Here is a 26,379-nt window from a genome sequence, read left to right on the forward strand (position 1 = left end):
CTTCCGTATGCCGGAATCGACCGGCCCCGGACCGTCGCCTCGTCTCCGGCGAGTCCATTCGAGCACCTTTCCTCCAGAGCAGGACACCCGTTCTCACTGGGGCAGCCCGTGACCCCGGCCGCGCCATCCGCATCCAGGCCGAGGAGCCACGCATGCCGTCCATTCCGGCCACGCCCACGACGGTCACACCGTCGGATCCGGCACCGCCGCCCCAGGCCTACGACGGGACGTCCCCCTTCCCGGCGGACGCCCCGGCGCCCGCACGCGACGGCGGTGAGCGGCTGTACGTCGCGGTGACGGGGGTGATCGTCGTCCTGCCGTTCGTGGCGATCGGTCTCGCGGGCTGGCTGCTGTGGGGGAGTCTCATCCACCCCGCCGACATCGTGCTCGCCCTCGTCCTCTACACGGTCACGGGTCTCGGCGTCACCGTCGGCTTCCACCGCGGCCTCACCCACGGCGGCTACCGGGCCACCCGCCCCGTGCGGATCGCGCTCGCGGTCGCCGGCTCGATGAGTTTCCAGGGCGACGTCATCGGCTGGGTCGCCACCCACCGCCGCCACCACGCCTTCACCGACCGGCCGGGCGACCCGCACTCCCCGTACCGCTACGGCACGCATCTGCGCGGCCAGTTGCGCGGACTGCTGCACGCACACGTCGGCTGGCTGTTCCGCAACGACCGGACGCCGCCGGAGCGTTACGCCCCCGACCTCCTCGCCGACCGCGACCTCCGCGCCGTCGCCCGCGCCTTCCCGGTGCTGTGCCTCCTCACGCTCGCCCTGCCGTTCGCGCTGGGCTGGGCCATCGGCGGTACCTGGGTCTACGGCATGACCGCCCTGCTGTGGGCGGGACTGGTGCGCATCGCGTTGCTCCACCACGTCACCTGGAGCGTGAACTCCCTCTGCCACCTGATCGGTGAGCGCCCGTTCCGCACCCGGCGCCACGACCGTGCCACCAACCTGTGGCCCCTCGCCCTGCTCTCGTTCGGGGAGAGCTGGCACAACCTCCACCACGCCGACCCCACCAGCGCCCGGCACGGCGTCGACCGCGGCCAGATCGACCCCTCCGCCGCCTTCATCCGCCTCCTCGAACGTCTCGGCTGGGTGCACGACGTGCGCTGGCCGACCGCCGAGCGGGTCGCGGCCCGGCGCGCCTGACCTCAACCACTCGACTTCTTACGGCAGTTGGCAGGAGCTCATCATGACCACCGCACTGCAGCCCGAGATTCCCTCCCACCCCGTCCTCCGGCTGCGTCTCGCACCCCGCAGCGGCATGCCCCGGCCCATCGACGGAGCATGGTGGCCCCGTTCGTACGACCTGCTCGCGGAACTCCCTTCGCTGCTCGCGGGGTTGCCGCGCGCGTGGGGCCAGATCACCAGCGTCACCGTCAACGGGGCGGTGTGGTCCGCGGTGCCCGGCCGCACGCTCGTCTTCAACCAGGTCGTACGACTGCACAGGGCACTCGCCGCGTCCGCCCCGCACACCGCCGTCCTGCTCGCCCCCGGCCGGGGACGCTGGGACCTGCTGGTGGTGCCTCCGGATACGGCCGAGGCGGCGGCGGAACCGCTGATGGCGGCCGCCGCGAGCGATCAGGAGTGACGACAGGTAAGCAGGTGAGTGCGATGACCGACTCCTCCGCCCCGCGGGTGACCAGGCTCCTGCCGGACGCCGTCCACCAGGCCGTGCGGCCGGGGACGGCTGTCGTACGGCTGGAGACGACTCATGAGCGGCAGGGCGTGCTCGACGGGGCGTGGTGGCCGCGCTCCCGCGACATCGCCGCCGAACTGCCCAACCTGGTCTCCGCACTGACCGAGTACCTCGGGCCCATCACACGTGTCGGCCTGGACGCCGGCGCCTGGGAAGGGCTGCCGACGCGGATGACCATCGACGACCGTGTCGTCCACATCGACTCCTTCGCGGCAGGCGACAACACCGTCCTCATCACCCGGGGCGAGCAGGATCTCTTCTCGCTGCTCGTGGTCCCGTCGCACGCGACGCCCGACGCCGCGCGCGCGGCCATGGCCGAAGCCGTCCGCGCCGGCAGCGGGACGCGGGCCGAACGGATCCTCCTGGACACCGGCAGCGCATAGGCCGGGCCCTCCGAACGGTCCGTCGGGCCTGTTCGAGGAGTACGCTGGAATTACCGAGGATATTTCGAACACCGGCTTTCAGGCTCGTGTCGTTTTCGGCGATTGAATATTCCGGGCCGGTCGTGACCGGCCCGGGGCAGGGTTCGCGTCATGACTGCGACCATCTCCCGTCCGCCGACGACCGAAGCCGATGACCGGTTCTCCTCGTCCTCCCCGCGTCTGTCACTGGCTCCCGCCGGTTCCGCGCCGGCTCTGCTGGACGGCGCCTGGTGGCCCCGCTCCCGCGATCTCGCGGCGGAACTCCCGGCCCTGACCGCCGTACTCGATCCGCTGTGGGGGCGGATCACCCGTGTCACGGTGAACCCCACCCAGTGGCCGGTCATCCCACGCAAGGTGCCCGTCGCCGGGCATGTGGTGAACGTGGGCTGGTTCCTGGCCGAGCAGGACCCGCACGAACTGCTGTTGCTCTCCTACCACGTGGGCCGCTGGAACCTCCTGGTCGTCCCACCGCGTACCACTCCCGACTCGGCCGCCTGGCTGATGGCCGCCGCGAGTGACCCACGCGGCATGCTGACCGCGAGCCGGTTGCTGGAGGAGGCGGCGCGTCTGCGGACACTGCGCGACGCCGACCGGGCCGTGGAAGCGGTCTGGGACTCCGAAGGAGGGCATGAGGCCGGCGACCCGGCCGCACGTCGACGCATCCCGATGGGAAGGTGAGGACAGTGGTGACGACGTTCGTGACCGTGGCCGTGATCCTCGCCATGATCGTGGTCGGGGTCCTCCTCATCCGCCTGCTGAACTCACAGCACGGCGACCGCATGGCCGCCATCCACTACGGCCATACCGGGATGCCCGTCGAGGGACCGGCTCCGTCGGCCCGGCGCAAGGCACGCGGGCGACTCCGCCTCAGGCGCCGCGCCCGTAAGCAAGCACGGTACGGCTGACGGTCAGGACCGCGTGCGCCCTTGCCGCCCGGCCTTCGTCTCCGCGGCCCTGGCCGGTTCGGGGGCGGTCAGGTCGAGGAGGAGCATGGCGTCGTGGTCGGGGGTGCCGGGGTCGGCGGTGTAGACGCCGAGGCGCTGGCCGGGGGTGCCTTCGAGTTGCATGCTCTGGCCGGTGAGGGTGAGGACGCCGACCTCCGGGTGGTGGAAGGTCTTCTGGAGCTTCTTGCGCCCGATGACGTCGTAGCGCTCCCACAGCTTGGCGAAGTCCGGGCTCTTGACGACGAGTTCGCCCACCAGCTGGGTGAGGTCGGGCGCGTCCGGGGCGGTGCCGGCCAGGCTGCGGAGCCGGGCCACACAGCCGCGGACCTGTTCGTCCCAGTCGGGGAAGAGGCCGCGTGCGGTGGGGTGCAGGAACAGATAGCGGGCGAGGTTGCGCTGCCCCGCGGGCCAGTCGGCGATCCCCGCGTACAGGGCGAGTCCGCCGGGGTTCCAGGCGAGCAGGTCCATGCTCCGGCTGATGACGTACGCGGGGCTCGGGCGGAGCGTCTCCAGGATCAGCTTCAGGTGCGGGCGCACGGTCCGGCTGGGCGGCGGCGGGGGCTCGGGGGCGTATCGGGCGGCCCGGGCGGCGAGCTCGCGCAGGTGCTGGTGCTCGGCGTCGTCGAGTCGCAGGGCGCGGGCGAGGGCGTCGAGCACGGCGGGGCTGGGGCGGGTCTCCTTGCCGCGTTCCAGACGGACGTAGTAGTCGATGCTCATCCCGGCGAGCGTCGCCAGCTCCTCACGGCGCAGGCCGGGGGTGCGACGCAGACCGGGACCGACCGTGAGGCCGACCTGCTCGGGGAGGGTCTGGGTGCGACGGGCGCGCAGGAACTGCCCCAGCTCCCCGCTGCTCTGCTCGGATGCCATACGGCCAGTGTCACACCGCCCTGACCTGCCCGGCGGAGATGTGGGGGGCCCTGTCACTCCCCCCGAACAGCCCGCCCTGCCACCTCGGCCACCAACACGCGAGGCTCGATCTCCGTAAGCGACCGGCGGCGTCCGGCGTACCCGGCAGCCGGCGCGGGTACGGGTGTGCCCTGGCCCGTCCGGTGCGGGTACGGGTGTGCCCTGGCCCGTCCGGCAGCGCCCGGCGTGTACCCGGCGGCCCGTCCGGTGCGGGTGCGGGCATGACCTGGCCCTCGGCGCAGAGGCCGGAGGCACGCACCCCGCCCACCCGGTGCAGGAGATCTCGATGTCCCCGCGCACGGGCCGACCCGCACAGAGGCACGAAAGGAAACCCCATGCGGCACGTCACCCTCAACAACGGCGTCGAGATGCCGATCCTCGGCTTCGGCGTCTACCAGATCCCGCCGGAGCAGACCGAGCAGGCCGTCGCCGACGCCCTGGCCGCCGGCTACCGCTCCCTCGACACCGCCGCCGCCTACCGCAACGAGGAGGCCGTCGGCCGGGCCGTCAAGGCCAGCGGCATCCCGCGCGAGGACCTGTTCGTCACCACCAAGCTGTGGGTCCAGGACCCGGGCGAGGACAACACCAAGCGCGCGTTCGACGCCTCACTGCGCAGGCTCGGCCTGGACCACCTCGACCTCTACCTGATCCACCAGCCCTACGGCGACGTCTACAGCGAATGGCGCGCCCTGCAGGACCTCCACCGCGAGGGCCGCGTCCGTGCCATCGGGGTCTCCAACTTCTTCCCGGACCGGCTCATCGACCTGATCGACAACAACGACATCGCCCCCGCCGTCAACCAGGTCGAGACCCACCCCTTCCACCAGCGCGTCGCCGACCAGCGGTTCATGCGCGAGCACGGCGTCCAGATCGAGTCCTGGGGCCCCTTCGCCGAGGGCAGGAACAACCTCTTCACGCACCCCGCCCTGACCGCTGTCGCCGAGGCCCACGGCAGGTCCGTCGCCCAGGTCGTGCTGCGCTGGCTCATCCAGCGCGAGGTCGTCGTCATCCCCAAGTCCGTCCGCCCGGACCGCATGGCGGAGAACCTCGACGTCTTCGACTTCACCCTCACCGAGGAGGAGATGGCCGTCATCGCCGCCCTCGACGCGGGCACGTCCCTGTTCTTCGACCACCGCGACCCCGCCATGGTCAGCAGGCTCGGACGGGTCCGCGTCGAGGACTGACCCGCTACCGGGCCGGCAGCTGCCACCACGCGGCCGAGGCGTCGCGCAGGGTGTTGGTGCCGCAGTGCACCTCGCCCATGCCGAGGTGGTACGTGTACCAGTCGTCGATGTACGACACCTTCATGCCGACCCGCGTGTAGACGGCGTTGACGGCCTCCGTGAAGATGTCCTTGCCGCCGATGACCGGCCCCCACTGGCGCGGGGCGAGGTAGCGGTCGCGGCCCAGGAGCACGCCGTTGACCGCGCCGGGCACGTACGCGCTGGTCTCCACCGTTGCCGGAGCCGCCGCACGCGGGGCCGCCGGGTTCTCGGCGAGCCACTTCTGCTGGCCGCGGTCCCGGAGGCTGTCCACGAGGTCGGACCCGGCGCCCATGCGCGTCAGACGCGGCACGGGAACGTCCTGGCCCTCGGCGGTGAAGGCCTCCGACTCACGGGTGTACAGCGCGGGCACCCGCACGATCTCCTCGTCGGTGACACCCGTCTCGCGCTTGAGGATCTCCAGGTTGGCCGCGATGCGCCGGGCCGCCATCTCGTTGTCGGACACCAGGTGCCGGGAGGCGAGCGCCTGGTCGATGGTCTCCTTGGGCGCGGGGCTGTCGCTGCGGCCCGGGACGGAGAACATCTTCGTCGTGCCGTGTCCGTCGCGCTTGGCGTCGCGCAGCAGCCGCAGCCCCGCCTCCGGGTCGGCGACGCCGATGCGCCAGCCGCGCGGGGTGTCGGCAGGCAGGAACTGCACGAACTCGTCGACGTGCCCGACACCCAGCCAGGAGGTGTCCAGCAGCAGCGGGTCCTGCATGCCCTGCGACTTCAGCATCGTCCGCATCACCTTCGACGGGCGTGCCCCGCTGTCCTTGCGCTCGCCCATGATGATGCGCCCGGCCGGGAACGAGCGCCCGTTGTGCGCGTAGGGCGGGATGGTCTCCAGGTTCCCGAAGGAGTTGAGCGACCAGTCGTCGGGCTCCGCCGGGTCGGTCACCTGCACGACCCCCATGTCCCGGCCGCGGATCTTCTCGAACAGCTCGCGGCCCGCGTCCCGGTCCGGCTGGGCGGAGCGCAGCATCACCCGCATCACCTGCCGCTGACCGCCCGGCCCGGTCATGTTGACGTAGGCCGGTTCGACGAAGTCCTGGGCCCAGGGGTCGGCGTACTTCGTGAACTTGACCAGCGGCGTGGTGACCCCGGCCTTCTTGACCTCCTTCCCGAGCTCGGTGACGAACTTCTGCTGGAGGCGGCTGTACTCGCCCTCACCCTGGACCTCGGTCACCATCACCTGCTGGGTGTCCTGCAGGTGATGCTGGGTCAGCAGCGGCGCGACCCGCAGGGTCACGGCGTCGGAGGTCGACGTCTGCCCGGACGTCACCGTCAGCCGGATCACCGCGCGGCCGTCCCACTTCGCCGTGTCCCGGACGATGTCGGTGGCCTCGACCCCGAACTCCACGCCGGAACGCAGCTCGGCGGCGGTCAGCCGGGTCGCGGACGTCACCAGGACCCACTTGCCGTCCCGCTTGAGGAAGAGGTGCGCGTGCTTGCCGCCCGTGGTGAGCTTCAGGCTGCCCTTGGCGTCCGCGGGGAGGCCGGGCAGGGGCACCGAACGGACCCGGGCGAGGTCGGCGGCGTCCGCGGTGCCGTTCACCTTGGTGTCGGTGCCGTCGTTGCACGCGGCCAGCTTGGCGTCGGACAGGGGTCTGCCGCCCGGTCCGGTGACGGGACACCGCTTGGTGTCGTCGTCGATGTTGGGCAGATAGACGGCCCCCCGCCCGACCGACCAGCCGTCCTCGCCGTTCTTGTCGCTGCCACCGGTGACATCGACCCGCCCGTCGCGGTTCACGTCCACGCGCAGATCGGCACGGCCGGCCGTCTCGACGGCGGAGGCGGAGCCGGCCGGCCCGGCCAGCACCGATCCGGCCGCGGCGAGAGCCAGGACCATCGACCCGGCCGGGTTCAGACGTGGACGTATGGAACTACGTGAACGCACAGTGCGGTCCTCTCGATTGAGGGGTTGGGAACTGCTGGGGCTTGACTGACCATGCGGCGGCGAGTTCGTCGGCCGTGGCGACGACGGTGGCGCTGAGCGCGGTCATCGCCGTGGACCCGGCCTGCACCTCGAAGTGGGGCGGCTGCCGCCGTGGCGATCGGACGGCGCGCCCACCAGAACGCCCAACACCGTTCGGGGCGTTCGGCTGAGCACGAGTACCGGCAACAGGACTCACTCCCGCTCAGTCCTCAGGAACGGTGACGTTGTGCAAGAGGCGGAACGGGGCCTGTGCGTTGCTTTTGAAAGGGCGCTTATCGCTCGGGCGCCAGGAACTCCGTCAGTGACTTCGCCGCAGTTGGAGCGGCGTGTGCGGCGGGCCGCACTCCACCGACGTACTCCCCCGGTGGGGCGGAGCGCAGGTGAACAGTGAACCCGGCATCGACCACGGCCCGTGGTCGACCGGCTGGGGCGGCTGGGGCGCGTTACCCGCGGCCGCGGGAGCCCAGGGCTTTCCGCCGGCCGTTCGTGACGTCACCGTGGCAGGGCGGGGGTCTCGCCGTGCCGTGAGCGGAACGTCCGGCGGTAGGAGTCCGGCGGCACGCCGACCGTCCGGTTGAAGTGCCGGCGCAGCGTCGTGGCGGTGCCCATGCCGGTGGCCGTCGCGATGACGTCGACCATGTCGTCGGTGCTCTCCAGCAACTCCTGGGCGCGGCGGATCCGTTGCGTCAGCAGCCATCGCAGGGGCGTTGTGCCGGTCACCGCCTTGAAGTGGCGGCCCAGGTTGCGCGAGCTCATGCCCGCCCGGCGTGCCAGGTCCTCCACCGTGAGCGGCTGGTCGAGGCGCTCGATCGCCCAGGGGAGCAGCGCGGCGAGCGGGTGGTCGTCCCGCGTGGGAACCGGCGCGGCGACGAACTGGGCCTGGCCGCCGGCTCGGTGCGGCGGCACGACCAGACGGCGGGCCACCGCGTTGGCGACGGACGAGCCGTGGTCGAGCCGGACGAGGTGCAGGCACAGATCCATCGCGGCGGCCTTGCCGGCTGAGGTGAGCACGCTGCCGTTGTCCACGTAGAGCACGTCCGGATCGACCTCCACGCGCGGGTGGAGGCCGGCCAGGGCCTCGGTGTGGGCCCAGTGCGTCGTCGCGCGCCTGCCGTCCAGCAGCCCGGCCGCCGCCAGTACGAACGCGCCCGTGCACAGGGAGGCCACGCGCGCACCCGCCTCGTGGGCCGCGCGTACCGCGTCGACGAGCTCGGCGGGCGGGTCCACGTCGACGTCCGCCCAGCCGGGGACGATCACGGTGCCGGCGTGCCGGAGCCGGTCGAGCCCCTGGTCGGGCTCCAGCCGGAACCGGCCGACGCGCACGGCTGCCGACCCGCAGACCTCGACGTCGTACCAGGGGACGGTCACGCCCGCCGGGACCGAGCCGAACACCTCGTACGCCAGGGACAGTTCGAAGTGCAGCATGCCCTCGGTGACGGCGAGTGCGACAGTGGTCATGTCCGAAACTGTACGGGCCACGTCGTTCCGGACACTCACGGCGGTGCGCCCGCCCTCGCCAGGATGGTCGCGACGGGTCAAGCGGATCCGGCGGATCGTTCGAGCAGGGGGAGAAGTCATGGGGTCGGCAATGCGACCGGGGCAGACGGTGACGGTGTTCGGCGCGTACGGGCACACCGGGCGTTTCGTGGTGGCCGAGCTGCGGGAGCGCGGGTTCGTCCCGGTCCTCTCCGGCCGTGACGCCGGCAAGCTGCGGGCGCTGGCGGCGGCCGTCCCCGGCGCCCCCGAGGTCCGGCCGGCCTCGGTCGACGACCCCGCCTCGCTCGACCGCGCCCTGGACGGCGCGGACGCCGTGATCAACTGCGCCGGGCCCTTCGCCGTGACCGCCGCTCCCGTGATCGAGGCGGCACTGCGCGCCGGGATCCCGTACGTCGACGTGGCGGCCGAGATCGAGGCCAACCTCGACACCTTCACGCACTTCGCGGACCGCGCCCGCGCGGCGGGAGCCGTGATCGTCCCCGCGATGGCGTTCTACGGCGGCCTCGGCGACCTGCTGGCCACCGCCGCGATGGGGGACTGGACGACCGCCGACGAGGCGAACATCGCCTACGGACTGAGCGGTTGGCACCCCACCCCCGGGACGCGCGTCGCGGGCACGGTCTCCCGGGAGCGCCGGGCCGGCCGGCGGGTCCGCTACACGGACGGGCGGCTGGAGTACCACGACGACGAGACGACCCTCCTCACCTGGCCCTTCCCCGACCCGATGGGCCCCCGGGAGGTCGTCGGGGAGTTCACGATGGCCGACGTGGTGACCGTCCCCAGCCACCTCTCCGTCCCCGAGGTGCGCACCCATATGACGACCGAGGCGGCGGGCGACCTCTCGGCCCCGGACACCCCGGCGCCCACCGCGGCCGACGAGAACGGGCGTTCCGGCCAGACCTTCCTGGTCGACGTGGTCGTACGGCGCGGCGACACCGAACGGCGTGCCGTGGCACGCGGCCGGGACATCTACGCCGTCACCGCACCGCTCGCTGTGGAGGCGGTGCACCGCATCCTCACCGGCCGGACCCGCACGCTCGGCGTCGCCTCCGCCGGCCGGATCTTCGACGCCCCCGACTTCCTCCGGGCCCTGTCCCCGCACATCACCCTCGACCCGCTCCCGCGGCGGACGGCGTCCTGACGGCCGGAGCGGGCGCTGCGTCCGTCCGACGGTTGTGCGTCGCCGGTACCGGCGAGGTTCGGCGGGCGGGCGGAGACCCTCGACCAGAGTGGCCGGATGCGGTATATGCGGCGTATGGCCGGTGGAGGACCGTCCATGCTGACGCGCGTGGTGCTGGCGACGACCATCGGCACCGCGCTGGAGTGGTACGGCTTCATCCTGTTCAGCACCATGAGCGCGCTCGTCCTGAACCGGCTGTTCTTCCCGCCCGGCGACCCGGTCGCGGCGACCCTGGCGTCCTTCGCCACGTTCGCGGTCGGGTTCGCCGTCCGGCCGCTCGGCGCCCTGGTCATCGGGCACTACGGGGACCGGCTGGGCCGCCGGCGCATGCTGGTGATCACGTTGGTCACCGTCGGCCTGGCCAGCGCGCTGATGGGCGCGCTGCCGACGTACGAGACCGCCGGGGCGTGGGCTCCCGCGCTGCTGGTCGTGCTGCGGGTGATCCAGGGGTTCGGCGCGGGCGCCGAGTACGCGGGCGCCTCCCTCACCCTGGCCGAGTTCGCCACGCCGGAGCGTCGCGGGCGGTACGCCGCCATCCCCCCGGCGGGTGCGGCGGTCGGCGCGCTGCTCTCGGCCGGGGCCGTCGCCGCCGTGGCGGCCCTGCCCCCGGACGACTTCCTCGACTGGGGATGGCGCATCCCCTTCCTGGTCACCCTCCTCGTCACGGCGACCGGCTTCTACATCCGCGTCGGCGTGGCCGAGAGCCCGATGTTCGAGCAGGCCAAGCGGGAGCGGGGAGTCGCACGGGCACCCGCCGTGGAGCTGGCCCGCGGGGCTCCGCGGACCCTCGCCCTCGGGGTGGTCAGCAGTATCGGGCCGAACGTCGCCGCGTACATCCCGGTGGTGTTCGCGCTCGCCTACCTCACCGAGCAGCTCGGGGTCTCCCGTACGGTCACCCTCGTCGGCGCGCTGATCTACTTCGCGTGCAGCGCGGCGGTGACGCCGGTGGCCGGGGCGCTGGGCGACGCGGTCGGCCGCCGGATGGTGCTCGGCTGGGCCATGGTCGGTGCCGCGGCGTTCGCGTTCCCCTTCTTCTGGCTGCTGGACACCGCGGAGACGGGGTACGTGTGGTGCGCGTTCGGCCTGAGCGGGCTGCTGCTGGGGGCCCAGCTCGGCGCCCAGGCCGGCTTCCTGGCGGACCTGTTCACGACCAGGACCCGGTTCAGCGGGGTCGCCCTCAGCCGCGAGGTCGCGGCGGCGCTGGCGGGCGGCACCGCACCCCTCATCGCGGCCGCACTGCTGGAGGCGGCCGGGGGAGAACCCTGGCCGGTGGTCCTGTACATGAGCGTGCTGCTGCTGATCAGCGCGCTGGCGGTGGCCCTGATCCACGGCTTCGGACGGCACGAGCAGCGGGGCGAGGCCGGGCGACGGCCCTGAGGGGGCCCAGGGCCGTTCACCCTTCGGGGAGGCGATCTGTCAGGGCGGGAGCATGCCCACGGCGGTCGAGGCCGCGAGGCGGTGCCAGTCGGCGTCGCCCCGGAGCATCGCGTGGTCACCACCCCGTACGAGGCGGACGTCCGCCCGGGCCCCGGCCGCGCGGGCCCGCCGCACGAACGACACCGACGCGCTCGGGTCGGTGACGCGGTCCCGGTCCCCGTGGATCACGACGACGTCCTTGTCCCGCAGCTGGGCCACCGGCTCGCCGTCCGGGCACCAGGGGGCCAGCGCCAGCACCGCCCGGACCTGCGGCGCGCCCGCGGCGCGCAGGGCCGCCCGGCCCCCCATCGAGTGACCCACGAGAACCACCGGGACGTCACCGGCGCGACGGGCGAGCTCGTCGAGCGCCCGCCGGACGTCCCGCAAGGCGTCGCCCTCGTCGCCGGCACCGCCGTTCCAGCCGCGCACGCGGTAGCGCACCTCCCCCAGGAAGATCCCGTCGTCCGGCAGCGCCGCGGCGACGGCCCGCACGAAGGGCCTCATCCGCAGAGCCGCCAGATGCCAGGGCCGCGACGGGGCCCGGCCCTCGGACCTGCCGCCGTGCAGGAACAGCACGGCCGCCCGCGTCGTAACAGGGGTGCGGCGCGGCACCAGCGCGGCCGTGGCGCCGGGCGCCCCGGGGGTGCCCTCCTGCTCGTGAACCGTCATCCGCGCTCCTCACATGTCTCCTTCGGGGGAGTTCCCTTCAAGGGTCATCCGTAGCCGGCCGACGGTCGGGTCCGGCCGGCCCACCTCGGCGCCGGTGGCCGCCATGGCCTTCCCCGCCCGACGCTCACCTGGGTGGCAGCGGGAAGAAGCCGCTGGTCCGGGCCGCGTACGCGGCATACCCCGGCCGCTCGGCCATGTGCCGCTCCAGCAGCCGCTTCCCGCTGCCCTTGGTCAGCAGCAGGCTCATCACCACCGGCGACACCAGAACGGCCGCCGCCGCGGCGGGCGCGTCGCAGGCGATCAGGAACAGGCCCCACCACACGCAGAAGTCCCCGAAGTAGTTGGGATGGCGGGTGTAGCGCCACAGCCCCCGGTCCATGATGCGGCCCTTGTTCTCCGGATCCGCCTTGAACCGGGCGAGCTGGGCGTCCCCGACCGCCTCGAAGAACAGGCCGGCCGCCCACAGACAGGCGCCCGCAGCGGCCCACGCCGTCATGGGCCCGGTGATGTACTGCGCGGCCTGGACCGGCAGCGACACCAGCCACACCAGCGCGCCCTGGAGCAGATACACGATCCGCAGGGCGTACAGGTTCCGGCTGCCGGGCGCCTTGGCCAGCATCTCCTCGTAGCGCGGGTCCTCGCCGTGTCCGCGCCCGCGCCGGGCGATGTGCCGGGCCAGGCGCAGCCCCCACACCGCCGTCAGCACGGTGACCAGGATCCGCCGCCCCGGGTCACCGGTGCCCGCCGACGCCGCGAAGGTCACGGCGGCGACGGCGGTGAAACCGAGCCCCCAGGCCACGTCGACGATCCGGTGCAGGCCCTTGCGCACGGCGACGGCGAAGGTCACCAGCATCACGGCGAGAGCGGCCCCCGCCGACCAGGCGAGGCCGACCGCGAAGGCGGCCCAGGCGAAGCCGTTCACGGCCGGTCCAGCTCATCTGCGGTAGTCATCGGGGCGTGGCCTCCTTGGTGAGCAGGTAGTGCTGCACGTCCAGGTAGCCGGAGCGGAATCCGGCCTCGGAGTAGGCGAGGTAGAACGTCCACAGGCGGCGGAACGTCTCGTCGAAGCCGAGCGCGGAGACCTCGTCCGCGTGCCCGGCGAAGCGTTCGCGCCACAGGCGCAGGGTCTCGGCGTAGTGGGCGCCGTAGGCGTCCCGGCGGGTGACGCTCAGCCGGGTGTGCTCGCGGACGGTCGCGGCGACGGCCTCGACGGAGGGGACCAGGCCGCCGGGGAAGACGTACTTGGAGATCCAGGTGAAGGTGTCCCGGCCGGCCAGCATCCGCTCGTGGGGCATGGTGATGGCCTGGAGGGCGGCGCGTCCGCCCGGGGCCAGCCGCTCGTCGAGGACGCGGAAGTAGACGGGCCAGAACTCCGCGCCCACCGCCTCGACCATCTCTACGCTCAGGACGGCGTCGTAGGTGCCGCGTGCCGCGCGGTAGTCGCACAGCTCCACCGAGACCCGGTCGGCGAGACCGGCCGCCGCGACGCGCTCGCGGGCCAGGGCTGCCTGTTCCCGGGAGAGGGTCAGCGAGGTGACGTGCGCGCCGCGCGCGGCGGCGCGCAGGGCGAGTTCGCCCCACCCGGTGCCGATCTCCAGCACCCGGGTGCCCTCCCGCACGCCGGCGAGATCCAGCAGTCGGTCGATCTTGCGGTGCTGGGCGGCGGCGAGCAGGTCCCAGCGGGCGGGGAAGCCGCGGAAGAGGGCCGAGGAGTAGCTGAGGGTGTCGTCGAGGAACAGGGCGAACAGGTCGTTGGACAGGTCGTAGTGGTGGCTGATGTTGGTGTGCGAGCCGCCGGGGGTGTTGCGCTGGGCGTCCGGCCGGCGCGGCGCCCACAGTCCGCGCAGCCGCTGCAGCGGTGCGGGAACCAGCTCGGCCAGGTCCGCCGCGAGCACGGTGAGGGCGGCGACCAGGTCGGGCGCGTCCCACTCCCCGGCCATGTACGACTCGCCGAAGCCGACCAGGCCCTGGCTGCCCACCCGGGCGTGGAACGCCCGCGGGTCGTGGAGGTCCAGGGCGGGGCCGCCCTTCCCGAGCGAGGTGCCGTCGGGGAACCGGACGCGCAGCGGCAGGTCCCGCAGGGCATGTCGTACGACGGCTGCCGTGATCGCGGTCCGTGCCCGGGAGGCCTTCGGCGGCCGGGCCACGTCGGGCCAGCGGGCCGCGTCCACGGCCGGCAGGGTCACGGCCCGCCCCGTGCCGCCGGGGCGGAGCTCGGCTGTCGTCATGCGGAGTTCTCCCTGTGCTGGTGGTCGGGTCGGGGCTGAACGGGCAGCCCGCGCAGATACAGACGGATGCCGTGCAGGCGGATGGCCGCGGACACGGCGAGCGTGGACCAGGGATGCCGCAGGGCCAGCCGCAGCAGCGTTCCCGTACGGACTTCGTGACGCGCCCCGCGCACGGTCGCGGTGAACGGCCTGCCGCCCTCCCGTTCCAGGTGCACGGTGAGGTCGAGCCGGTCCCCGGGAGCGGGCAGGCGCATGCGGTAGCGGCCGTCGACGGGGAAGAACGGCGAGACGTAGAACTCCTTGCCGGCCACCGCCGTCCCCGAGGCGTCCGGGCGCAGCAGATAGCAGTGGCGTTCGCCGTAGGTGTTGTGGACCTCGGCGACCACACAGCGCACGGCGCCGTCGGGGCCGTGGCACCAGTAGACGGTGAGCGGGTTGAAGACGTGTCCGAACACCCGCGCGTGCGTGAGCATCACGACCTCGCCGCCGTCCGGCCGCACCCCGTGGCCGGCCAGGAAGGCGTCCAGTCCCGCGCGGATGGAGGGGTGCTCGCCGGAGAAGTGGTCGCGCGCCTCGAAACGCGCCAACGGGCGCAGTGCGCGGGGGAGTTGGGGAGGCCGGTCGGCGTCGATGAGCCACATGTACGTACGGTGGCGCAGCGCGTACCGCAGGGGCGCGGTGCGCACATGGGCGATAGCGCAGCGGTACAGGGCGGGCACGGGCGCGGACAGGGGCGCGGCCGCTGGTACGGGCGCGGGTGCGTACGCCGGTGAGGGGGTGCGTGCGGGCGTCACCACCGCACCCCCAGCGCCGCGGCGGCCGCCACCCCGGACCGGCAGCCGTCCTCGTGGAAACCCCAGCCGTGGTAGGCGCCCGCGAACGCCGTCACGGGGCCGCCCAGTTCGGGCAGCCGCCGTTGGGCGGCCACCGACTCCGGGGTGCAGACCGGGTGTTCGTAGACCATGCGGGCGCGGATCCGGGCCGGGTCGACACGGTCCTCGCCGCCGAGGGTGACCACGAACGTCTCGGCGGCGTCGAGCCGTTGGAGCCGGTTCATGTCGTAGCTGACCCGCACCCGGTCGGCGCCCGCCCCGCACGACGGCATCAGGTAGTTCCACGACGCCCGCGCCCCGCGCGCCCGCGGCAGCAGCCGGGTGTCGGTGTGCAGGAGCGTGGTGTTGCGGGAGTACCGGAAGGCCCCGAGCACCTCCTTCTCCTCCGGCGTGGCATCGGCGAGCAGTCGCAGGGCCTGGTCGGGGTGCGTGGCGAGGACCACCGAGTCGTACGACCGTGTGGTGCCGTCGGCCGTGGTGAGGCCGACGCCGTCGGGATGCCGCCGCAGGGCCCGGACCGGAGCCGCGAGACACACCTCGTCCAGCCGGGCCGCCACCCGCTCCACATACGCGCGGGAGCCGCCGGTGACCGTGCGCCACGTCGGCGATCCGCTCACCGAGAGCAGGCCGTGGTGCTCCAGGAAACGGAACAGGTAGGCGGCCGGACAGCGCTGCGCCGTCGCGGCGTCGCAGGACCACACCGCCGACACGACCGGGGTCATGAAGTGCGTGCGGAAGTAGGACGAGAAGCCCTCGTCGTCGAGAAACTCCCCGAGGGTGAGGTCTTGTTCGGTCCCCCGCTCGAGGTATCGCCGTGCGGAGCGGTGGAAGGCCGGTATCTCCCGCAGCATCCGCAGATAGGCCCCGCGCAGGGCGTTGCGGGGCCGGGCGAACAGTCCGGCGGGGCCACGGGCACCGGCGTACTCCAGGCCGCAGCCCTCGCACCGCACCGACATGCTCATCTCCGACTCCTGCGTGGCGACGCCGAGTTCGCCGAAGAGGCGCAGGAGGTTCGGGTAGGTGCGGCGGTTGTGCACGATGAAGCCGGAGTCCACGTGGTGCGTCGCGCCGCCGGGCGAGGTCAGCTCGTGGGTGTGGGCGTGCCCGCCGAGCCGGTCGTCGGCCTCGAACAGCGTGACGTGATGCGCGCGGGCGAGCACGTACGCGGCGGTCAGGCCCGCCACCCCGCTGCCGATCACGGCCGTGCGCGGCCGCTCCGGTACGGCGTTTCCCGGCACCTGTGACATCGCCTCTCCTCCTGGTCGGACCTGGACCTGGACACGGACCTGGGTCTCGCGCGTAATCCGGAGCCGCCGCGCGAGCGGATGAGACCGGACCACTACCAGGTACTTCCGGGCGCGGACGCCGTCCGGATGCCGGGGCGGCCGTGGAATCCGTAGCGAATCCGGCGGGTGGGTCGGGATCGGACGGGTCAGGAAGGGGAAACCGCGCTCGCCGTCATCGCGCCCCGCCCGCGTGAGCCGTCACCGTCACCGTGCTGATGCCGGGCAGCCGACCGTTCCGCGGGTACCAGGGCAGGTCGTCGGCACGACGGACGCTTCCGCACATGCGTCCGGGGGTAGGGGTCCAGCCGGACGCCGCCCCCACCGACGTCCTGCCCACCCTCACCGCACGCGCCACCCCCATGGAGACGGCCCTGCCCCCCTACAGTGTCCGTACCCACGTCCGTCCCAGCACGTTCTCGCACCGCAGGCGCCATGTCAGCTGAACCACACTCCCCGGCAGCCCACCGCCCGCCCGCCGGCACCGCCCCACGGCCGGGCGTCCGGCTCGCAAGGCCCTGGGCGGCCGCCCTGCGCCGCACCCCGGTGTCGATGTGGCGCGACGACGTGTCGGACTTCGCCGCCGCCCTCACCTACTACGCCATCCTGGCCGTACTGCCCGCCCTGCTCGTCACGGCCATCGCGTTCGGCCTGTTCAGCCCGGGTACGGCCGAGGCCTTCATCGCGCACGTCACCGCCTACGCGCCCGGCCAGTCGGGTGCCCCCCTGCACGACGTGCTGTCCCGGACCCTGCGGGACGGTTCGGCCGTCTGGACCCTGCTGTGCGGCGGCATCGTGAGCGCGGTGTGGTCCGCCTCCAGCTACCTCGCCGTCTTCCGCCGGGCCCTGCACCGTATGCACCGGGAGGCCGACCGCCGCTCGCCCTGGCGCAAGGCCCCCCGCATCCTGCTCACGGCGCTGGCCCTGCTCGGTCTGCTCGTCGTCGGTTCCCTCGTCCTGTTGCTGACCGGCCCCGCCGCCGAGAGCATCGGCCGCTATCTCGGCCTCGGCGCGATGGCCGCATGGACCTGGAGCCTGCTGCGCTGGCCCCTCCTGCTGTGCGTGGTGGCCCTGCTGGTCGTCATCGTCTTCCACACCGGCCCCAGGGCGGCCCGCACCCGCGGCCACAGCCTCCCCGGCGGAGCCCTGGCCGCCGCCCTGTGGCTCACGGTCTCCGCGGGCTTCGCCCTCTACGCCTCCGCACTGAGCACCTACAGCAGGCTCTACGGCTCCCTGGCCGGCGTCGTGGTCTTCCTCGTCTGGCTGTGGCTGTCGAACCTGGCACTGCTGGCCGGCGCCCAGTTCACCGCCGAACTGAGCGAGCCGGCACGCGGACGAGGGCGGTACGACAGCCCGGACGACGGCGGCCCGGACGCCTGACGAGTGTCGGGCGATGGCGGTATCTCACATCTGAGGCTGTGTCACAGGCGCGTGACGGCGATGTCCGGGACGTGAGACGGCGTGAACCGGAAGCCGGAACCGATCGTCTTCATGATCGTAAATGTGCGGTACCGATCAGTTGGTGCCGCGCAGTTGTCGCCCTTGGAGGGAAATCCGTCATGAACCGTCGTCTGCGCACCGCCCTTGCCGTCACCGCCGTGATCGGCTCGGGCCTGCTGATGACTGCGTGTGGGGGCGGTGACGAGTCGTCGGCGTCCGACTCCTCGGCGGCATCCTCCAGCCAGGCAAGCCCGACGGCGTCCGGCGGCGGCGAGGGCGGCAGCGACAGCAGCGGTTCGGGCACCTCGAAGTCCTCCGGCGGCGGGGCCGCGGGCAGCGGCTCTTCGGACAAGTCCGGTACGGGCGGCAGCGACGCGTCCGGCAGCGACTCGGCCGGAGACAAGAGCGGCTACGGGCAGAGCTGCGGCACCAACGACATCTCCTGGAGCGTGAGCTCCGAGGACCAGGCCGGCGGCTACTTCCTGATCAAGGCCACGGCCAAGTCCGGCATCACCTGCATCCTGCCCGCCGAGCTGCCGGTCGTGGCCTTCGGCTCGGACGGTACGCAGGCCGAGCCGGCGGAGCAGTCGGCCGGTCAGCCGATCACGCTGCGCGCGGGGGTCACCGCCTACGCCGGCGTCAACCCGAAGACCACCAAGGAGGACGGCGGCAAGGAGCTGGACAGCCTCATCGTCTCCGTCTCCAACGACGACCCGAACCCGGAGTCCCTGAAGGTCGGTTCGTTCGTCGTCGACAAGCCGATCGTCTCCAGCTGGCACACGTCCGCCGCCGACGCCGTCCCCTTCTCGAGCTGAGAACCAGGGGCAACTCCGGGGGAGCGCAAACAAATTGCGCTCCCCCTCTCGCCGGCCCCCGCTCACCCTCACGCTCCAAGGGCCGGACCACTGGGTGGTCCGGCCCTTGGAGCTGGCGGAGAATCGAGCCCGGTCCGTCCTCAGACGGCCGTCTGCCGCTGCCGCTCTGCCACGGCCCGCACGGCCGAGCCCGAGACGAGCACTCCTGACAATGCGATCAGACTGGTCAGGATGTCCTGGATCTGCGCCGCCGGCGCATAGACGATCACGATGACGATGAGCAGGGCCGCCCAGTCCCGAGGGCGAGCGATGGACAGTACAGAGCGAGTTGGAGCCACAATCATTGCGGTACCTCCTGGTCCTCGTTGCTGCTTGGACTCATAGTGGCCCCTTCTGTCACCAGGACGTCCGTTGAGCACCCGGGTCATGGCCCACGGTCCCTCGAACGGCGGATTGTGCGGGCGAGTTGCTCTTGACTCGCCAGAACCTCCCGCTGTGAGGAGAAGCGGAGTTACGTCAACCGCTTCATGCCGTACGTACACAGCGGACGCCCGCTAGCCGGCGGGTGAGGAACGCGCATCGCCTCTGAAGTCCCGTATGCAGAAGAGGAGTTCGGCCCGGCACGGCGGGGCGTACGGCAACGCCCGGGCGTGTCGTCTGTGGGCTTATCGCATCGGGGCGGCGCACGAACGTCCACGAACCGCGGGATCGGGTCGTACGCCGTCCAGGACCGAGGTCCGTGACGCGGTCTCCGCCGGGGTCCGCCCCGAGACGGCCTCCGGAACTGCCACGTGATCATCGTCGTCGCGGACACCTCCCGTCGCCGGAGGCCCTCGCGGAAGCCGCGTGGTAGCGTCCGTATACAAGGTGTATGCGAGAGCTGGGGGCTGCCGTGACGTCCGGTCGGGAGAAGGCGTACGCGTATCTCAAGGACACGGTGCTGACGGATCCCGGTATGCAGGGCGCCTTTCTGTCGGAGCAGGAGCTCGCGGACCGTATCGGCGTCTCCCGCACGCCCATCCGCGAAGCGCTGCTGCAGCTCGCGGCCGAGGATCTGGTCGAGCTGGTGCCCAAGCGGGGCGCCCGGGTGTCCCCTCTGACGGGACGGGAGATCCGCGAGCTCATGGAGCTGCGGGGCATCGTCGAGCGGTACGCCGCCCAGGAGCTCGTCTCCGGTGGGGGAGCGCCGGTGGCGGAGCTGCGGTCCCTGCTGGAGCGGCAGCGCGAGCTCACCGGTGCCGACCAGGCCCGGGAGTTCATCGCCGTGGACCACTGTTTCCACGCGGCCCTGGTGTCCGCCGTCGGCAACGCCCTCCTCGACCGGCACTACGAGGGCCTGCGCAGCCGCCAGGTCCGTACCGGAGTGGTCGCCCTCTTCAACCAGCAGGGGCGCCAGGAGGCGGTGCTGGAGGAGCACGAGGCCATCCTGGACGCCCTGGAGGCCGGTGACGCGCAGGCCGCGTGCGCCGCCATCGACCACCATCTGGAGTCGACGCTCAAGGTGCTGCTCGCGGGCTAGGGGGTGCCCGGGTAGGTGATCACCAGCATGGTGACCCCGTCCGGGGACGTCCACGGCCCGTGCGGCATCCCGGGCGGGCGGCAGGCGTACATGCCGGCGGTGAAGGTCCGGCCGAGCGTCAGGTCGTGCAGCGCTCCCTCGACGAGGTAGACCTCCTCCCAGAAGTCATGGCGGGTCACGCCGTCCGCCGAGGTGTCGGTGCCCGGCGCCCAGCGGACGAGCGCCGTACGGGATCCGCGCTCGGGGTCGTCGGCCAGCACGCGCTCCTCGACGCCCGGGCCGGAGCCGGCCGGGGTCCGCCACGGTCCGTCGGGGAGGTGGAACTCCAGCTCGGGCTTGCTCATCGCCACATCTCCGGACGCCGGTTCGCGAGTACGGAGGTCCGCCGCCGGACCGCGGCGACCTCGTCGATGTCCAGGTCCGCCACCAGCAGCTCGGGTTCGGCGCCCAGAGCGTGCCGTACGGTCCCGTCGGGTCCGGCGACGAGGCTGTGCCCGATACCCGTCGGGGCGGAACCCGCGCCGGCGCCCGGATCGGCCTGGTCGACGGCGGCGAGCCACACCGTGGCGTCCAGCGCACGGGCCCGCGCCAGCAGCTCCCACTGCTCCGGCTTGCCCGGCCCCGCGCCCCAGGAGGCGGCCAGCAGTGTGGCGGCGGCTCCGGCGTCGGCGTGCGCCCGGAACAGCTCCGGGAAACGGATGTCGTAGCAGGTGGCGAGGCCCAGCCGTACGCCGTCCACGTCGATGACCGTCGTGGCCGAACCCGCGGCGACGGTGTCGGACTCACGGAAGCCGAAGGCGTCGTAGAGGTGGATCTTGTCGTACGAGGCCTCGACGCCGGGGCCGGTGGCGAGCAGGGTGTTGGCCACCCGGCCCCCGGTCGCCGGGGTGAACATGCCGGCCACGACGACCGTGCCGGTGGCGCGGGCGATCCGCCGCACGCCATCGGCCCACGGTCCGTCCAGGGGCTCGGCGAGCGGTGCCAGCGGGGTGCCGAAGCAGGCCATCGTCGCCTCCGGGAAGACGACGACGCGGGCCCCGGCGTCCGCAGCGCGCCGGGTCCATTCCTCGACGAGCAGGAGGTTCTTCTCGGGGTCGGGGCCGGTGGTGAGCTGGCTCAGGGCGATGCGCACGATGTGGTCCTCCTCAGAAGCGGGTGGCGTCGGCCGTCCGCGGCGCCTTCGGCGCGGCGAGGGCGGCGTCCTCGTCGAGGGCGGCCTCGGGGTCGCGCCCCAGCCAGACGCCGACGAGGGAGACGGCCGAGGCCAGCGCGATGTACACGGCCAGCGGCGCCCAGGTGCCGTAGGCGCTCAGCAGGCTGGTGAACAGCAGCGGGGCGACGGCGCCGCCGATGATCCCGGCCAGGGTGTAGGCCAGGGACGAGCCGGTGGAGCGCAGCCGGGGCGCGAACTGCTCGGTGATGAAGGCGGCCTGCGGACCGTACAGACAACAGTGGATCACCAGGCCCACGACGACCCCCGTCGCGAGGGGCAGCCAGGTGCCGCCGCCGATCATCGGGAAGAACACGAAGGGCCACACCCCGGCGGCCACCGCGGCACCGCCGTACAGCAGCCGGCGGTTGACCCGGTCGGAGAGGGCGCCGGCCAGCGGCATCAGGAAGACCTGGATCGAGGAGCCGATGAGCACGGCCGCGAGGGCGGAGCCGCGTGACATGCCGAGTTCCTGGGTGGCGTACGTGAGGACGAAGACGGTGAACATGGCGTACAGCACGTCGGGGCCGACGCGGCACAGGATCGCGGCGAGCAGGGCGCGGGGCTGGGTGGTGAACACCTCGCGGATCGGCGCCTCCGGGCGGGAGTGCTCGGCCTCCATCGCCTTGAAGACCGGGGTCTCCTCCAGCTTCGCCCGGATCCACAGCCCGAACCCGACGAGGACGCCGGAGAACAGGAACGCCACACGCCAGCCCCACGACTCGAACTGCGCCTCGGTCAGCAGCGCGCCGAGGGCGGCCAGGACGCCGTTGGCCAGCAGGTTTCCGGCGGGCGGGCCGACCTGGGCGGCGGATGCGTAGAAGCCGCGGCGGCGTGGGTCCCCGAACTCGCTGGACAGCAGTACGGCACCGCCCCACTCGCCGCCGACGCCGACGCCCTGCGCGAAGCGCAGCACGACCAGGGCGATCGGGGCGGCCACACCGGCCGTCGAGTACGCGGGCAGGACGCCGATCAGGAACGTCGCCGCGCCGATCAGGACCAGCGTGGCGATCAGCACCTTCTTGCGGCCGATCACATCGCCGAGGCGGCCGAAGACGAACCCGCCCAGCGGGCGCGACACATAGCCGACCGCATAGGTGGAGAACGCCAGGAGCGTGCCGGTGAGCGGGTCCTCCGAGGGGAAGAACAGGTCGCCGAAGACCAGGGCGGCCGCGGCGGAGTAGACGGCGAAGTCGTACCACTCCAGCGCCGTGCCGGTCAGGCTCGCGACGAAGGCGCGGCGGACGCCGGAGTGCTTCTCCGCCGCCCCGGCGTCGCTCTTCGGGGTGTCTTGCATGGTGCCCATCCTTGCTCGGGGACATCGACCTTCCGGCATACTTCTTGTATACAGGTCGTATGCGCAACCCCTGCGCCGGAAGTTAACCGCGGAGAAATCAGGATCCGCGGACCGTTCCAAGATCCCTGGGAGTGCCCTCATGGCCGTGCTGACCTTCGAACTGCCCGACGGATCGACGCGCGAGGTCGACGTCGTCCAGGTCCTCAACGCCGGGTACGCCGGACGCAGCCAGGAGGACGTCGCCGCACACGTCGCGGAGCTCGCCGAGCTGGGCGTGCCCGGCCCGTCCGTGACGCCCGCCCTCTACCCCGTCTCCCCCTACCTCGCCCAGCAGACCGACCGGGTCCACGCGCAGCACGGGCACACCTCCGGTGAGGCGGAGTGGGCGCTCGTCGTGGCGGACGGCGGGGAGCTGCTGCTGACCGCCGCCTGCGACCACACCGACCGCGACCTGGAGGTGCACGGCGTGGCCTGGAGCAAGAACGCCGGCCCCGACGTCCTGGCCCGTCGCGCCTGGCGCCTGGCAGACGTGGAGTCCCGCCTCGACGACCTCACCCTGCGCGCCTGGGTCACCCACGGCGGCACCTCGACGCAGATCCAGCACGGCACCCTCGCCGAACTCCTCGCCCCCGCCTACTGGGTCGACGTCCTGCGCTCACGCGACGCGCTCACGCCCGGCACCGTCCTGATCTCCGGCACCATCCCCATGACCCCCGGCGTCGACCAGTTCGCCGACGGCTGGAGCGTGGAACTGTCCGACCCCGCCACGGGAGACACGATCCGCCTCGACTACGACGTCCGGCCGATGCCGGCACCCATCGGCTGACGTTCCTTCCGTCACGCCGAGGCCGGCCGGGCCTTCCTGACGTGCAGCACATTGCCGTCCAGGGGCAGCGGTACCCGGCCCACCAGGGCGAGGCCGGCGTCGGCGAACAGTCTGCCGAAGTGGGCGGCCTGCCGTTCGCGCCCGCCGACGTTGCACATCATGTGGAGATCCCAGGCGGTCGCCAGCGAGACCGAGCCGTCGGAGGGCAGGACGCGTTCGACGACGAGCAGATCGGCGTGATCGGGCATCGCGCGGGCGCAGTGGCCCAGGATCTCGCGGCAGCGCTCGTCGTCCCAGTCGTGCAGGACGCGGGACAGGAGGTAGACGTCACCGCCCGCGGGCACGTCCGCGAAGTCGCCGGCCAGGAAGTCGCACCGCGTGCCGTGACCGGCCTCCTTCAGCAGGCGGCGGGCGGTTTCCACAGCGTGTGGACGCTCCAGCAGCACTCCGTTCAGACGCGGGTGCGCGGCGAGGACGCGCCCGAGCAGTTCCCCGTTGCCACCCGCGACATCGACGACCGTGCCCCCGTCGGGTGCCTCGGCCGCGGCCGTGAGCGCCGGATGCGTGGGGACCGGGTCGAACATGGCGGATCCGGCGGCCATGGACTGGTCGAAGAGTTCCGCGAGGTGCGGGTCGCGGGCGAAATGGTCGAAGTGGTTCTCGCCGAAGACGTGCTCGAAGGCGACCTCTCCCGTGCGTACGGTGTGCCCGAGCCCGGCGAAGGACGCGTAGAACGGGCCGCCGTACATCAGCGCCAGCGCCCGCATGGACCCGGGGGCACCGGCCCGCAGCAGTGCGCCCAGCTCGGTGAGCCGGAAGCCGTCGTGGCCTTCCTCCACCGCGCCCAGCATCGCGAGATAGCGCAGCAGCGTCGCCAGATTCCGCGGCCTCGCGCCGGTCTCCCGCGCCAGTTTTCCGACGCCGGCCCCTCGCTCGCCGTCCATGGCGTCGGGCACCCGGAGCTGGGCGAACGTGGCCAGTGCCTGGGTCGTCCACGCCCCGGTCAGCAGGCGCAGGAGCGTTTCGGCGGGCTGCCGGGCGCGATGCTCGTCGAGGTGGTCGGCGAGCACGTCGCGGTGGTCCCCGGGGACGTACAGCTCCACGCGCCGGTACCCCGCCTTGGCCTCGGCGGCCGCGCCGAAGTAGAAGACCGTGCCGTTCTCGTGCGGGTTGTAGCCGCCGCCGTCCGGGGTGGCTCCGTACCGCGCGAAGGTCGCGCACAGGCCACGCAGCACCAGCGGGTCGGGCGATACGACGTCGAAGGCGACGTGTGCCTCGTGCTGCCGCTCACGCTCGTACGCGGCGACCGTTTCCAGGCCCGATCCCGGCGGCACGGTCAGCGCGAACAGCTCGACCGTACGGTGCTCCCCGTCCGCGCCGACCACGGCGGGGCGCAGGATGCCGACGTCCAGCTCGTCCGCCCGTCGCCGATGCCGTACGGCCAGCCGCTCGCGTACGACGACACTCGGCCGCGGAGGCGGGCCCGCGACGAGCCCGCAGTCGCCGAGCATGGCCCGCAACTCGGCCTCGTCCGACGGGAAGACGAGCAGCGCGGCATGGGAGAAACGGCAGTGCTCCACGAGAGTCCGCAGCTCGGGACCGTCGAGCCCGGGGAACAGGAGCGGGAGCAGGGCGGCGGTGTCCTGCTCCTTGACGAAGTCGACCGTCGCGAGCAGGCGGGACGTGTCGCCCGACAACGTCGTGATCATTGCGGGGATCCTCATTCAGATCTGGGATGACGCGGGGCAGGGAGAAGGTGGGACGGTGGACCTCAGACGCCGACGTAGTGCTCGGCGAACCAGTCCTGGTGGCTGCGCGACGTACGCAGCGACGTGAGGCGGGAGCGCCGCAGGGAGTTGTGGAACGACGACGTGCCGTCCGAGCCGGACGGGCCGTGCAGCAACCGGATCATCCAGTGCGAGAACTCCTGCGCCCGCCAGATGTACGCCAGGCACCGCGCGGAGTAGGCGTCGAGCCCCTCGGAGTCGCCGTGGACGAGGTCGTCGACCAGGGCTCCGGCGAGGATCTCCGCCTCGAGGACCGCGAGATTGGCGCCCTTCGCCGCGCACGGGCTCACGAGGCCGGCGGCGTCGCCCGCCAGGAACAGCGAACCGTGACGCAGTGGTTCGAGGACGTCGGACTCCAGGTCGACGACGGCGCGCTCCACGACGCGGCCGCGGTGCAGCGGGCCGTACTCCGTCCCCCGCATCCGCAGATCCAGCTCGTCCCAGATCCGTTCCTCGGACCAGGCGTCGGCCGGGGTGCCGCGCTCGCACTGCACGTAGTAGCGGGTGATCTCGCTCGTGCGCGCCATGTGCCCGGCGAAACCCCGTTCGTGCACCGCGTACCCGACGGCGTCCAGACTGGGCGGCGCCTCGGCGAGCAGTCCGAGCCAGGTCACGCCGTGGTCGCAGTGGTGCCGGCGCACCGAGCCGGCCGGCAGCGAACGCCGGGCCGCGCCGTGCCGCCCGTCGCACCCGGCCACGTAACGCGCGGCCCATCGGCCGGGGTGCCCGTCCGCCTCGCGCACGGTCACCGAGGGCCGGTCGGTGTCGGTGTCGAGGACGGCCACCGCCTCGGTGGCGAAGTCGACCCGGCCGCCGGAGGCCAGGAACCGCGTCAACAGATCGGTGACCAGCTGCTGTTGGGGATAGACGGTGTGCCGCTCACCGCGCCCGAGCCCGCCGTAGTCCAGCCGGAACCGGCCGTCCGCGGTACGGAACTCGCACGTGCTGTGGACCCGCCCACTCCGGTGCAGCCCCTCGGCCAGCCCGTGCCGCTCCAGGATTCGCACGGTGTTGGCCGCCAGGAACCCGGCGCGCGCCCGCGTCTGGATGTGCGCGCGCTCGGCCCGCTCCAGGACGACGCAGTCGATCCCGCTGTTCTGAAGGAGATTGCCGAGCACGAGCCCCGCCGGACCGGCGCCGAGGATGACCACGTCGGTTGCGCTTCGGGTCTGCCTGTCTGTCACGAGAGGGGATAGTAGATCCCA

At 72.7% G+C, this 26,379-nt stretch carries 27 protein-coding genes; 13 read left to right on the plus strand and 14 right to left on the minus strand.

Translation table 11 applies throughout. The features are described from left to right. The first annotated feature begins 152 nt into the window (after window positions 1-152). The 5 genes from OHU35_RS22380 (at window position 153) to OHU35_RS22400 (ending at window position 3,031) form a co-directional block, all read left to right on the plus strand. Window positions 153-1,154 (plus strand): acyl-CoA desaturase, encoded by a 1,002-nt coding sequence (locus OHU35_RS22380; RefSeq protein WP_405506585.1) that lies wholly within the window; start codon window positions 153-155, stop codon window positions 1,152-1,154. 43 nt (window positions 1,155-1,197) lie between these two features. Continuing rightward, window positions 1,198-1,596 carry a DUF5994 family protein gene (locus tag OHU35_RS22385; RefSeq protein WP_189725598.1) on the plus strand — a complete coding sequence of 133 codons (399 nt, stop codon included), beginning with the start codon at window positions 1,198-1,200 and terminating at the stop codon, window positions 1,594-1,596. Between the two features lie 23 nt (window positions 1,597-1,619). Beyond that, window positions 1,620-2,087, plus strand: a complete 468-nt coding sequence (locus OHU35_RS22390; protein ID WP_405506587.1) for a DUF5994 family protein — start codon at window positions 1,620-1,622, stop codon at window positions 2,085-2,087. Between the two features lie 150 nt (window positions 2,088-2,237). After that, a complete protein-coding gene (locus OHU35_RS22395; protein WP_359890885.1) occupies window positions 2,238-2,804 on the plus strand; it encodes a DUF5994 family protein in 567 nt (188 codons plus the stop codon). Between the two features lie 8 nt (window positions 2,805-2,812). After that, a complete protein-coding gene (locus OHU35_RS22400) occupies window positions 2,813-3,031 on the plus strand; it encodes a hypothetical protein (RefSeq protein WP_189725601.1) in 219 nt (72 codons plus the stop codon). Window positions 3,032-3,034: 3 nt separating this feature from the next. On the opposite strand, the gene OHU35_RS22405 is transcribed toward OHU35_RS22400, so the two are convergent. Then, complete coding sequence (locus tag OHU35_RS22405; protein ID WP_189725602.1) at window positions 3,035-3,937, minus strand: helix-turn-helix transcriptional regulator; 903 nt, start codon at window positions 3,935-3,937, stop codon at window positions 3,035-3,037. Between the two features lie 374 nt (window positions 3,938-4,311). On the opposite strand from OHU35_RS22405, the gene OHU35_RS22410 reads away from it, so the two are divergent. After that, on the plus strand, window positions 4,312-5,160 hold the full coding sequence (locus OHU35_RS22410) for an aldo/keto reductase (RefSeq protein WP_405506588.1): 849 nt from the start codon (window positions 4,312-4,314) through the stop codon (window positions 5,158-5,160). 4 nt (window positions 5,161-5,164) lie between these two features. Here OHU35_RS22410 and OHU35_RS22415 read toward each other — a convergent pair whose 3' ends face one another. Together OHU35_RS22415 and OHU35_RS22420 are read right to left on the minus strand one after the other, a co-directional pair. Further along, window positions 5,165-7,087, minus strand: coding sequence for a protein-arginine deiminase domain-containing protein (locus OHU35_RS22415; RefSeq protein ID WP_405509305.1), 1,923 nt, complete (start codon window positions 7,085-7,087; stop codon window positions 5,165-5,167). A gap of 579 nt (window positions 7,088-7,666) precedes the next feature. Continuing rightward, the gene (locus OHU35_RS22420) at window positions 7,667-8,632 is read right to left on the minus strand and encodes a helix-turn-helix domain-containing protein (protein ID WP_189725604.1); all 966 of its coding nucleotides are present in this window, start codon (window positions 8,630-8,632) and stop codon (window positions 7,667-7,669) included. 130 nt (window positions 8,633-8,762) lie between these two features. On the opposite strand from OHU35_RS22420, the gene OHU35_RS22425 reads away from it, so the two are divergent. Then, window positions 8,763-9,812 (plus strand): saccharopine dehydrogenase family protein, encoded by a 1,050-nt coding sequence (locus tag OHU35_RS22425; RefSeq protein WP_405506590.1) that lies wholly within the window; start codon window positions 8,763-8,765, stop codon window positions 9,810-9,812. Between the two features lie 135 nt (window positions 9,813-9,947). Beyond that, window positions 9,948-11,228, plus strand: coding sequence for an MFS transporter (locus OHU35_RS22430; protein WP_405506591.1), 1,281 nt, complete (start codon window positions 9,948-9,950; stop codon window positions 11,226-11,228). Between the two features lie 39 nt (window positions 11,229-11,267). On the opposite strand, the gene OHU35_RS22435 is transcribed toward OHU35_RS22430, so the two are convergent. The 5 genes from OHU35_RS22435 to OHU35_RS22455 all read right to left on the minus strand — a co-directional run bounded on the left by OHU35_RS22435 (window position 11,268) and on the right by OHU35_RS22455 (window position 16,244). Continuing rightward, window positions 11,268-11,936 carry an alpha/beta fold hydrolase gene (locus OHU35_RS22435; RefSeq protein ID WP_405506593.1) on the minus strand — a complete coding sequence of 223 codons (669 nt, stop codon included), beginning with the start codon at window positions 11,934-11,936 and terminating at the stop codon, window positions 11,268-11,270. 124 nt (window positions 11,937-12,060) lie between these two features. Next, window positions 12,061-12,858 (minus strand): DUF1295 domain-containing protein, encoded by a 798-nt coding sequence (locus tag OHU35_RS22440; RefSeq protein WP_189725607.1) that lies wholly within the window; start codon window positions 12,856-12,858, stop codon window positions 12,061-12,063. A gap of 25 nt (window positions 12,859-12,883) precedes the next feature. Further along, window positions 12,884-14,164, minus strand: a complete 1,281-nt coding sequence (locus tag OHU35_RS22445; RefSeq protein WP_405506594.1) for a class I SAM-dependent methyltransferase — start codon at window positions 14,162-14,164, stop codon at window positions 12,884-12,886. Continuing rightward, window positions 14,161-14,895 carry a DUF1365 domain-containing protein gene (locus OHU35_RS22450; RefSeq protein ID WP_405509307.1) on the minus strand — a complete coding sequence of 245 codons (735 nt, stop codon included), beginning with the start codon at window positions 14,893-14,895 and terminating at the stop codon, window positions 14,161-14,163. Before OHU35_RS22450 ends, OHU35_RS22445 begins: the two co-directional genes overlap by 4 nt. Window positions 14,896-14,954: 59 nt before the next feature. Next, entirely contained in the window at window positions 14,955-16,244 is a 1,290-nt protein-coding gene (locus OHU35_RS22455) for an NAD(P)/FAD-dependent oxidoreductase (protein WP_405506595.1), read from the minus strand. A gap of 320 nt (window positions 16,245-16,564) precedes the next feature. On the opposite strand from OHU35_RS22455, the gene OHU35_RS22460 reads away from it, so the two are divergent. The 3 genes from OHU35_RS22460 to OHU35_RS22470 all read left to right on the plus strand — a co-directional run bounded on the left by OHU35_RS22460 (window position 16,565) and on the right by OHU35_RS22470 (window position 18,535). Beyond that, a complete protein-coding gene (locus OHU35_RS22460; protein ID WP_189725610.1) occupies window positions 16,565-16,726 on the plus strand; it encodes a hypothetical protein in 162 nt (53 codons plus the stop codon). Beyond that, complete coding sequence (locus OHU35_RS22465; protein WP_189725611.1) at window positions 16,716-17,660, plus strand: YihY/virulence factor BrkB family protein; 945 nt, start codon at window positions 16,716-16,718, stop codon at window positions 17,658-17,660. Before OHU35_RS22460 ends, OHU35_RS22465 begins: the two co-directional genes overlap by 11 nt. Window positions 17,661-17,839: 179 nt before the next feature. After that, window positions 17,840-18,535, plus strand: a complete 696-nt coding sequence (locus OHU35_RS22470) for a DUF4232 domain-containing protein (RefSeq protein WP_405506597.1) — start codon at window positions 17,840-17,842, stop codon at window positions 18,533-18,535. Window positions 18,536-18,675: 140 nt separating this feature from the next. Here OHU35_RS22470 and OHU35_RS22475 read toward each other — a convergent pair whose 3' ends face one another. Then, window positions 18,676-18,879, minus strand: coding sequence for a hypothetical protein (locus OHU35_RS22475; RefSeq protein WP_189725613.1), 204 nt, complete (start codon window positions 18,877-18,879; stop codon window positions 18,676-18,678). A gap of 527 nt (window positions 18,880-19,406) precedes the next feature. Between OHU35_RS22475 and OHU35_RS22480 the strand changes: the two genes are divergently transcribed. Beyond that, complete coding sequence (locus OHU35_RS22480; RefSeq protein WP_229873064.1) at window positions 19,407-20,054, plus strand: GntR family transcriptional regulator; 648 nt, start codon at window positions 19,407-19,409, stop codon at window positions 20,052-20,054. Here the strand turns inward: OHU35_RS22480 and OHU35_RS22485 are convergent. The 3 genes from OHU35_RS22485 to OHU35_RS22495 are packed head-to-tail and all read right to left on the minus strand — an operon-like array spanning window position 20,051 to window position 22,561. Next, entirely contained in the window at window positions 20,051-20,398 is a 348-nt protein-coding gene (locus OHU35_RS22485) for a cupin domain-containing protein (RefSeq protein WP_189725614.1), read from the minus strand. The genes OHU35_RS22480 and OHU35_RS22485 overlap by 4 nt on opposite strands. After that, on the minus strand, window positions 20,395-21,186 hold the full coding sequence (locus OHU35_RS22490; protein ID WP_189725615.1) for a carbon-nitrogen hydrolase family protein: 792 nt from the start codon (window positions 21,184-21,186) through the stop codon (window positions 20,395-20,397). The genes OHU35_RS22485 and OHU35_RS22490 overlap by 4 nt, the downstream gene beginning before the upstream one ends. A 13-nt stretch (window positions 21,187-21,199) precedes the next feature. Beyond that, a complete protein-coding gene (locus tag OHU35_RS22495; RefSeq protein WP_189725616.1) occupies window positions 21,200-22,561 on the minus strand; it encodes an MFS transporter in 1,362 nt (453 codons plus the stop codon). Window positions 22,562-22,700: 139 nt separating this feature from the next. Here OHU35_RS22495 and OHU35_RS22500 point away from each other — a divergent pair, with 139 nt between their 5' ends. Further along, a complete protein-coding gene (locus tag OHU35_RS22500; protein WP_189725617.1) occupies window positions 22,701-23,387 on the plus strand; it encodes a DUF2848 domain-containing protein in 687 nt (228 codons plus the stop codon). A gap of 11 nt (window positions 23,388-23,398) precedes the next feature. Here OHU35_RS22500 and OHU35_RS22505 read toward each other — a convergent pair whose 3' ends face one another. Continuing rightward, complete coding sequence (locus OHU35_RS22505; protein ID WP_405506601.1) at window positions 23,399-25,096, minus strand: methyltransferase; 1,698 nt, start codon at window positions 25,094-25,096, stop codon at window positions 23,399-23,401. A gap of 62 nt (window positions 25,097-25,158) precedes the next feature. Continuing rightward, entirely contained in the window at window positions 25,159-26,325 is a 1,167-nt protein-coding gene (locus tag OHU35_RS22510) for a 4-hydroxybenzoate 3-monooxygenase (RefSeq protein WP_405509309.1), read from the minus strand. Window positions 26,326-26,379: the final 54 nt, after the last annotated feature.

The organism is Streptomyces purpurascens (genome assembly GCF_045040895.1).
Lineage (GTDB): Bacteria > Actinomycetota > Actinomycetes > Streptomycetales > Streptomycetaceae > Streptomyces > Streptomyces purpurascens.

Bases quoted from the DNA above. Each gene is read 5' to 3' on its own strand.
- OHU35_RS22380 (WP_405506585.1), top strand. From the start codon at position 153: ATGCCGTCCATTCCGGCCACGCCCACGACGGTCACACCGTCGGATCCG.
- OHU35_RS22460 (WP_189725610.1), top strand. From the start codon at position 16,565: ATGCGTCCGGGGGTAGGGGTCCAGCCGGACGCCGCCCCCACCGACGTC.
- OHU35_RS22395 (WP_359890885.1), top strand. From the start codon at position 2,238: ATGACTGCGACCATCTCCCGTCCGCCGACGACCGAAGCCGATGACCGG.
- OHU35_RS22480 (WP_229873064.1), top strand. From the start codon at position 19,407: ATGCGAGAGCTGGGGGCTGCCGTGACGTCCGGTCGGGAGAAGGCGTAC.
- OHU35_RS22415 (WP_405509305.1), bottom strand. From the start codon at position 7,087: ATGGTCCTGGCTCTCGCCGCGGCCGGATCGGTGCTGGCCGGGCCGGCC.
- OHU35_RS22405 (WP_189725602.1), bottom strand. From the start codon at position 3,937: ATGGCATCCGAGCAGAGCAGCGGGGAGCTGGGGCAGTTCCTGCGCGCC.
- OHU35_RS22425 (WP_405506590.1), top strand. From the start codon at position 8,763: ATGCGACCGGGGCAGACGGTGACGGTGTTCGGCGCGTACGGGCACACC.
- OHU35_RS22495 (WP_189725616.1), bottom strand. From the start codon at position 22,561: ATGCAAGACACCCCGAAGAGCGACGCCGGGGCGGCGGAGAAGCACTCC.
- OHU35_RS22430 (WP_405506591.1), top strand. From the start codon at position 9,948: ATGCTGACGCGCGTGGTGCTGGCGACGACCATCGGCACCGCGCTGGAG.
- OHU35_RS22410 (WP_405506588.1), top strand. From the start codon at position 4,312: ATGCGGCACGTCACCCTCAACAACGGCGTCGAGATGCCGATCCTCGGC.
- OHU35_RS22420 (WP_189725604.1), bottom strand. From the start codon at position 8,632: ATGACCACTGTCGCACTCGCCGTCACCGAGGGCATGCTGCACTTCGAA.
- OHU35_RS22465 (WP_189725611.1), top strand. From the start codon at position 16,716: ATGTCAGCTGAACCACACTCCCCGGCAGCCCACCGCCCGCCCGCCGGC.
- OHU35_RS22445 (WP_405506594.1), bottom strand. From the start codon at position 14,164: ATGACGACAGCCGAGCTCCGCCCCGGCGGCACGGGGCGGGCCGTGACC.
- OHU35_RS22470 (WP_405506597.1), top strand. From the start codon at position 17,840: ATGAACCGTCGTCTGCGCACCGCCCTTGCCGTCACCGCCGTGATCGGC.
- OHU35_RS22485 (WP_189725614.1), bottom strand. From the start codon at position 20,398: ATGAGCAAGCCCGAGCTGGAGTTCCACCTCCCCGACGGACCGTGGCGG.
- OHU35_RS22475 (WP_189725613.1), bottom strand. From the start codon at position 18,879: ATGATTGTGGCTCCAACTCGCTCTGTACTGTCCATCGCTCGCCCTCGG.
- OHU35_RS22455 (WP_405506595.1), bottom strand. From the start codon at position 16,244: ATGTCACAGGTGCCGGGAAACGCCGTACCGGAGCGGCCGCGCACGGCC.
- OHU35_RS22385 (WP_189725598.1), top strand. From the start codon at position 1,198: ATGACCACCGCACTGCAGCCCGAGATTCCCTCCCACCCCGTCCTCCGG.
- OHU35_RS22435 (WP_405506593.1), bottom strand. From the start codon at position 11,936: ATGACGGTTCACGAGCAGGAGGGCACCCCCGGGGCGCCCGGCGCCACG.
- OHU35_RS22390 (WP_405506587.1), top strand. From the start codon at position 1,620: ATGACCGACTCCTCCGCCCCGCGGGTGACCAGGCTCCTGCCGGACGCC.
- OHU35_RS22500 (WP_189725617.1), top strand. From the start codon at position 22,701: ATGGCCGTGCTGACCTTCGAACTGCCCGACGGATCGACGCGCGAGGTC.
- OHU35_RS22505 (WP_405506601.1), bottom strand. From the start codon at position 25,096: ATGATCACGACGTTGTCGGGCGACACGTCCCGCCTGCTCGCGACGGTC.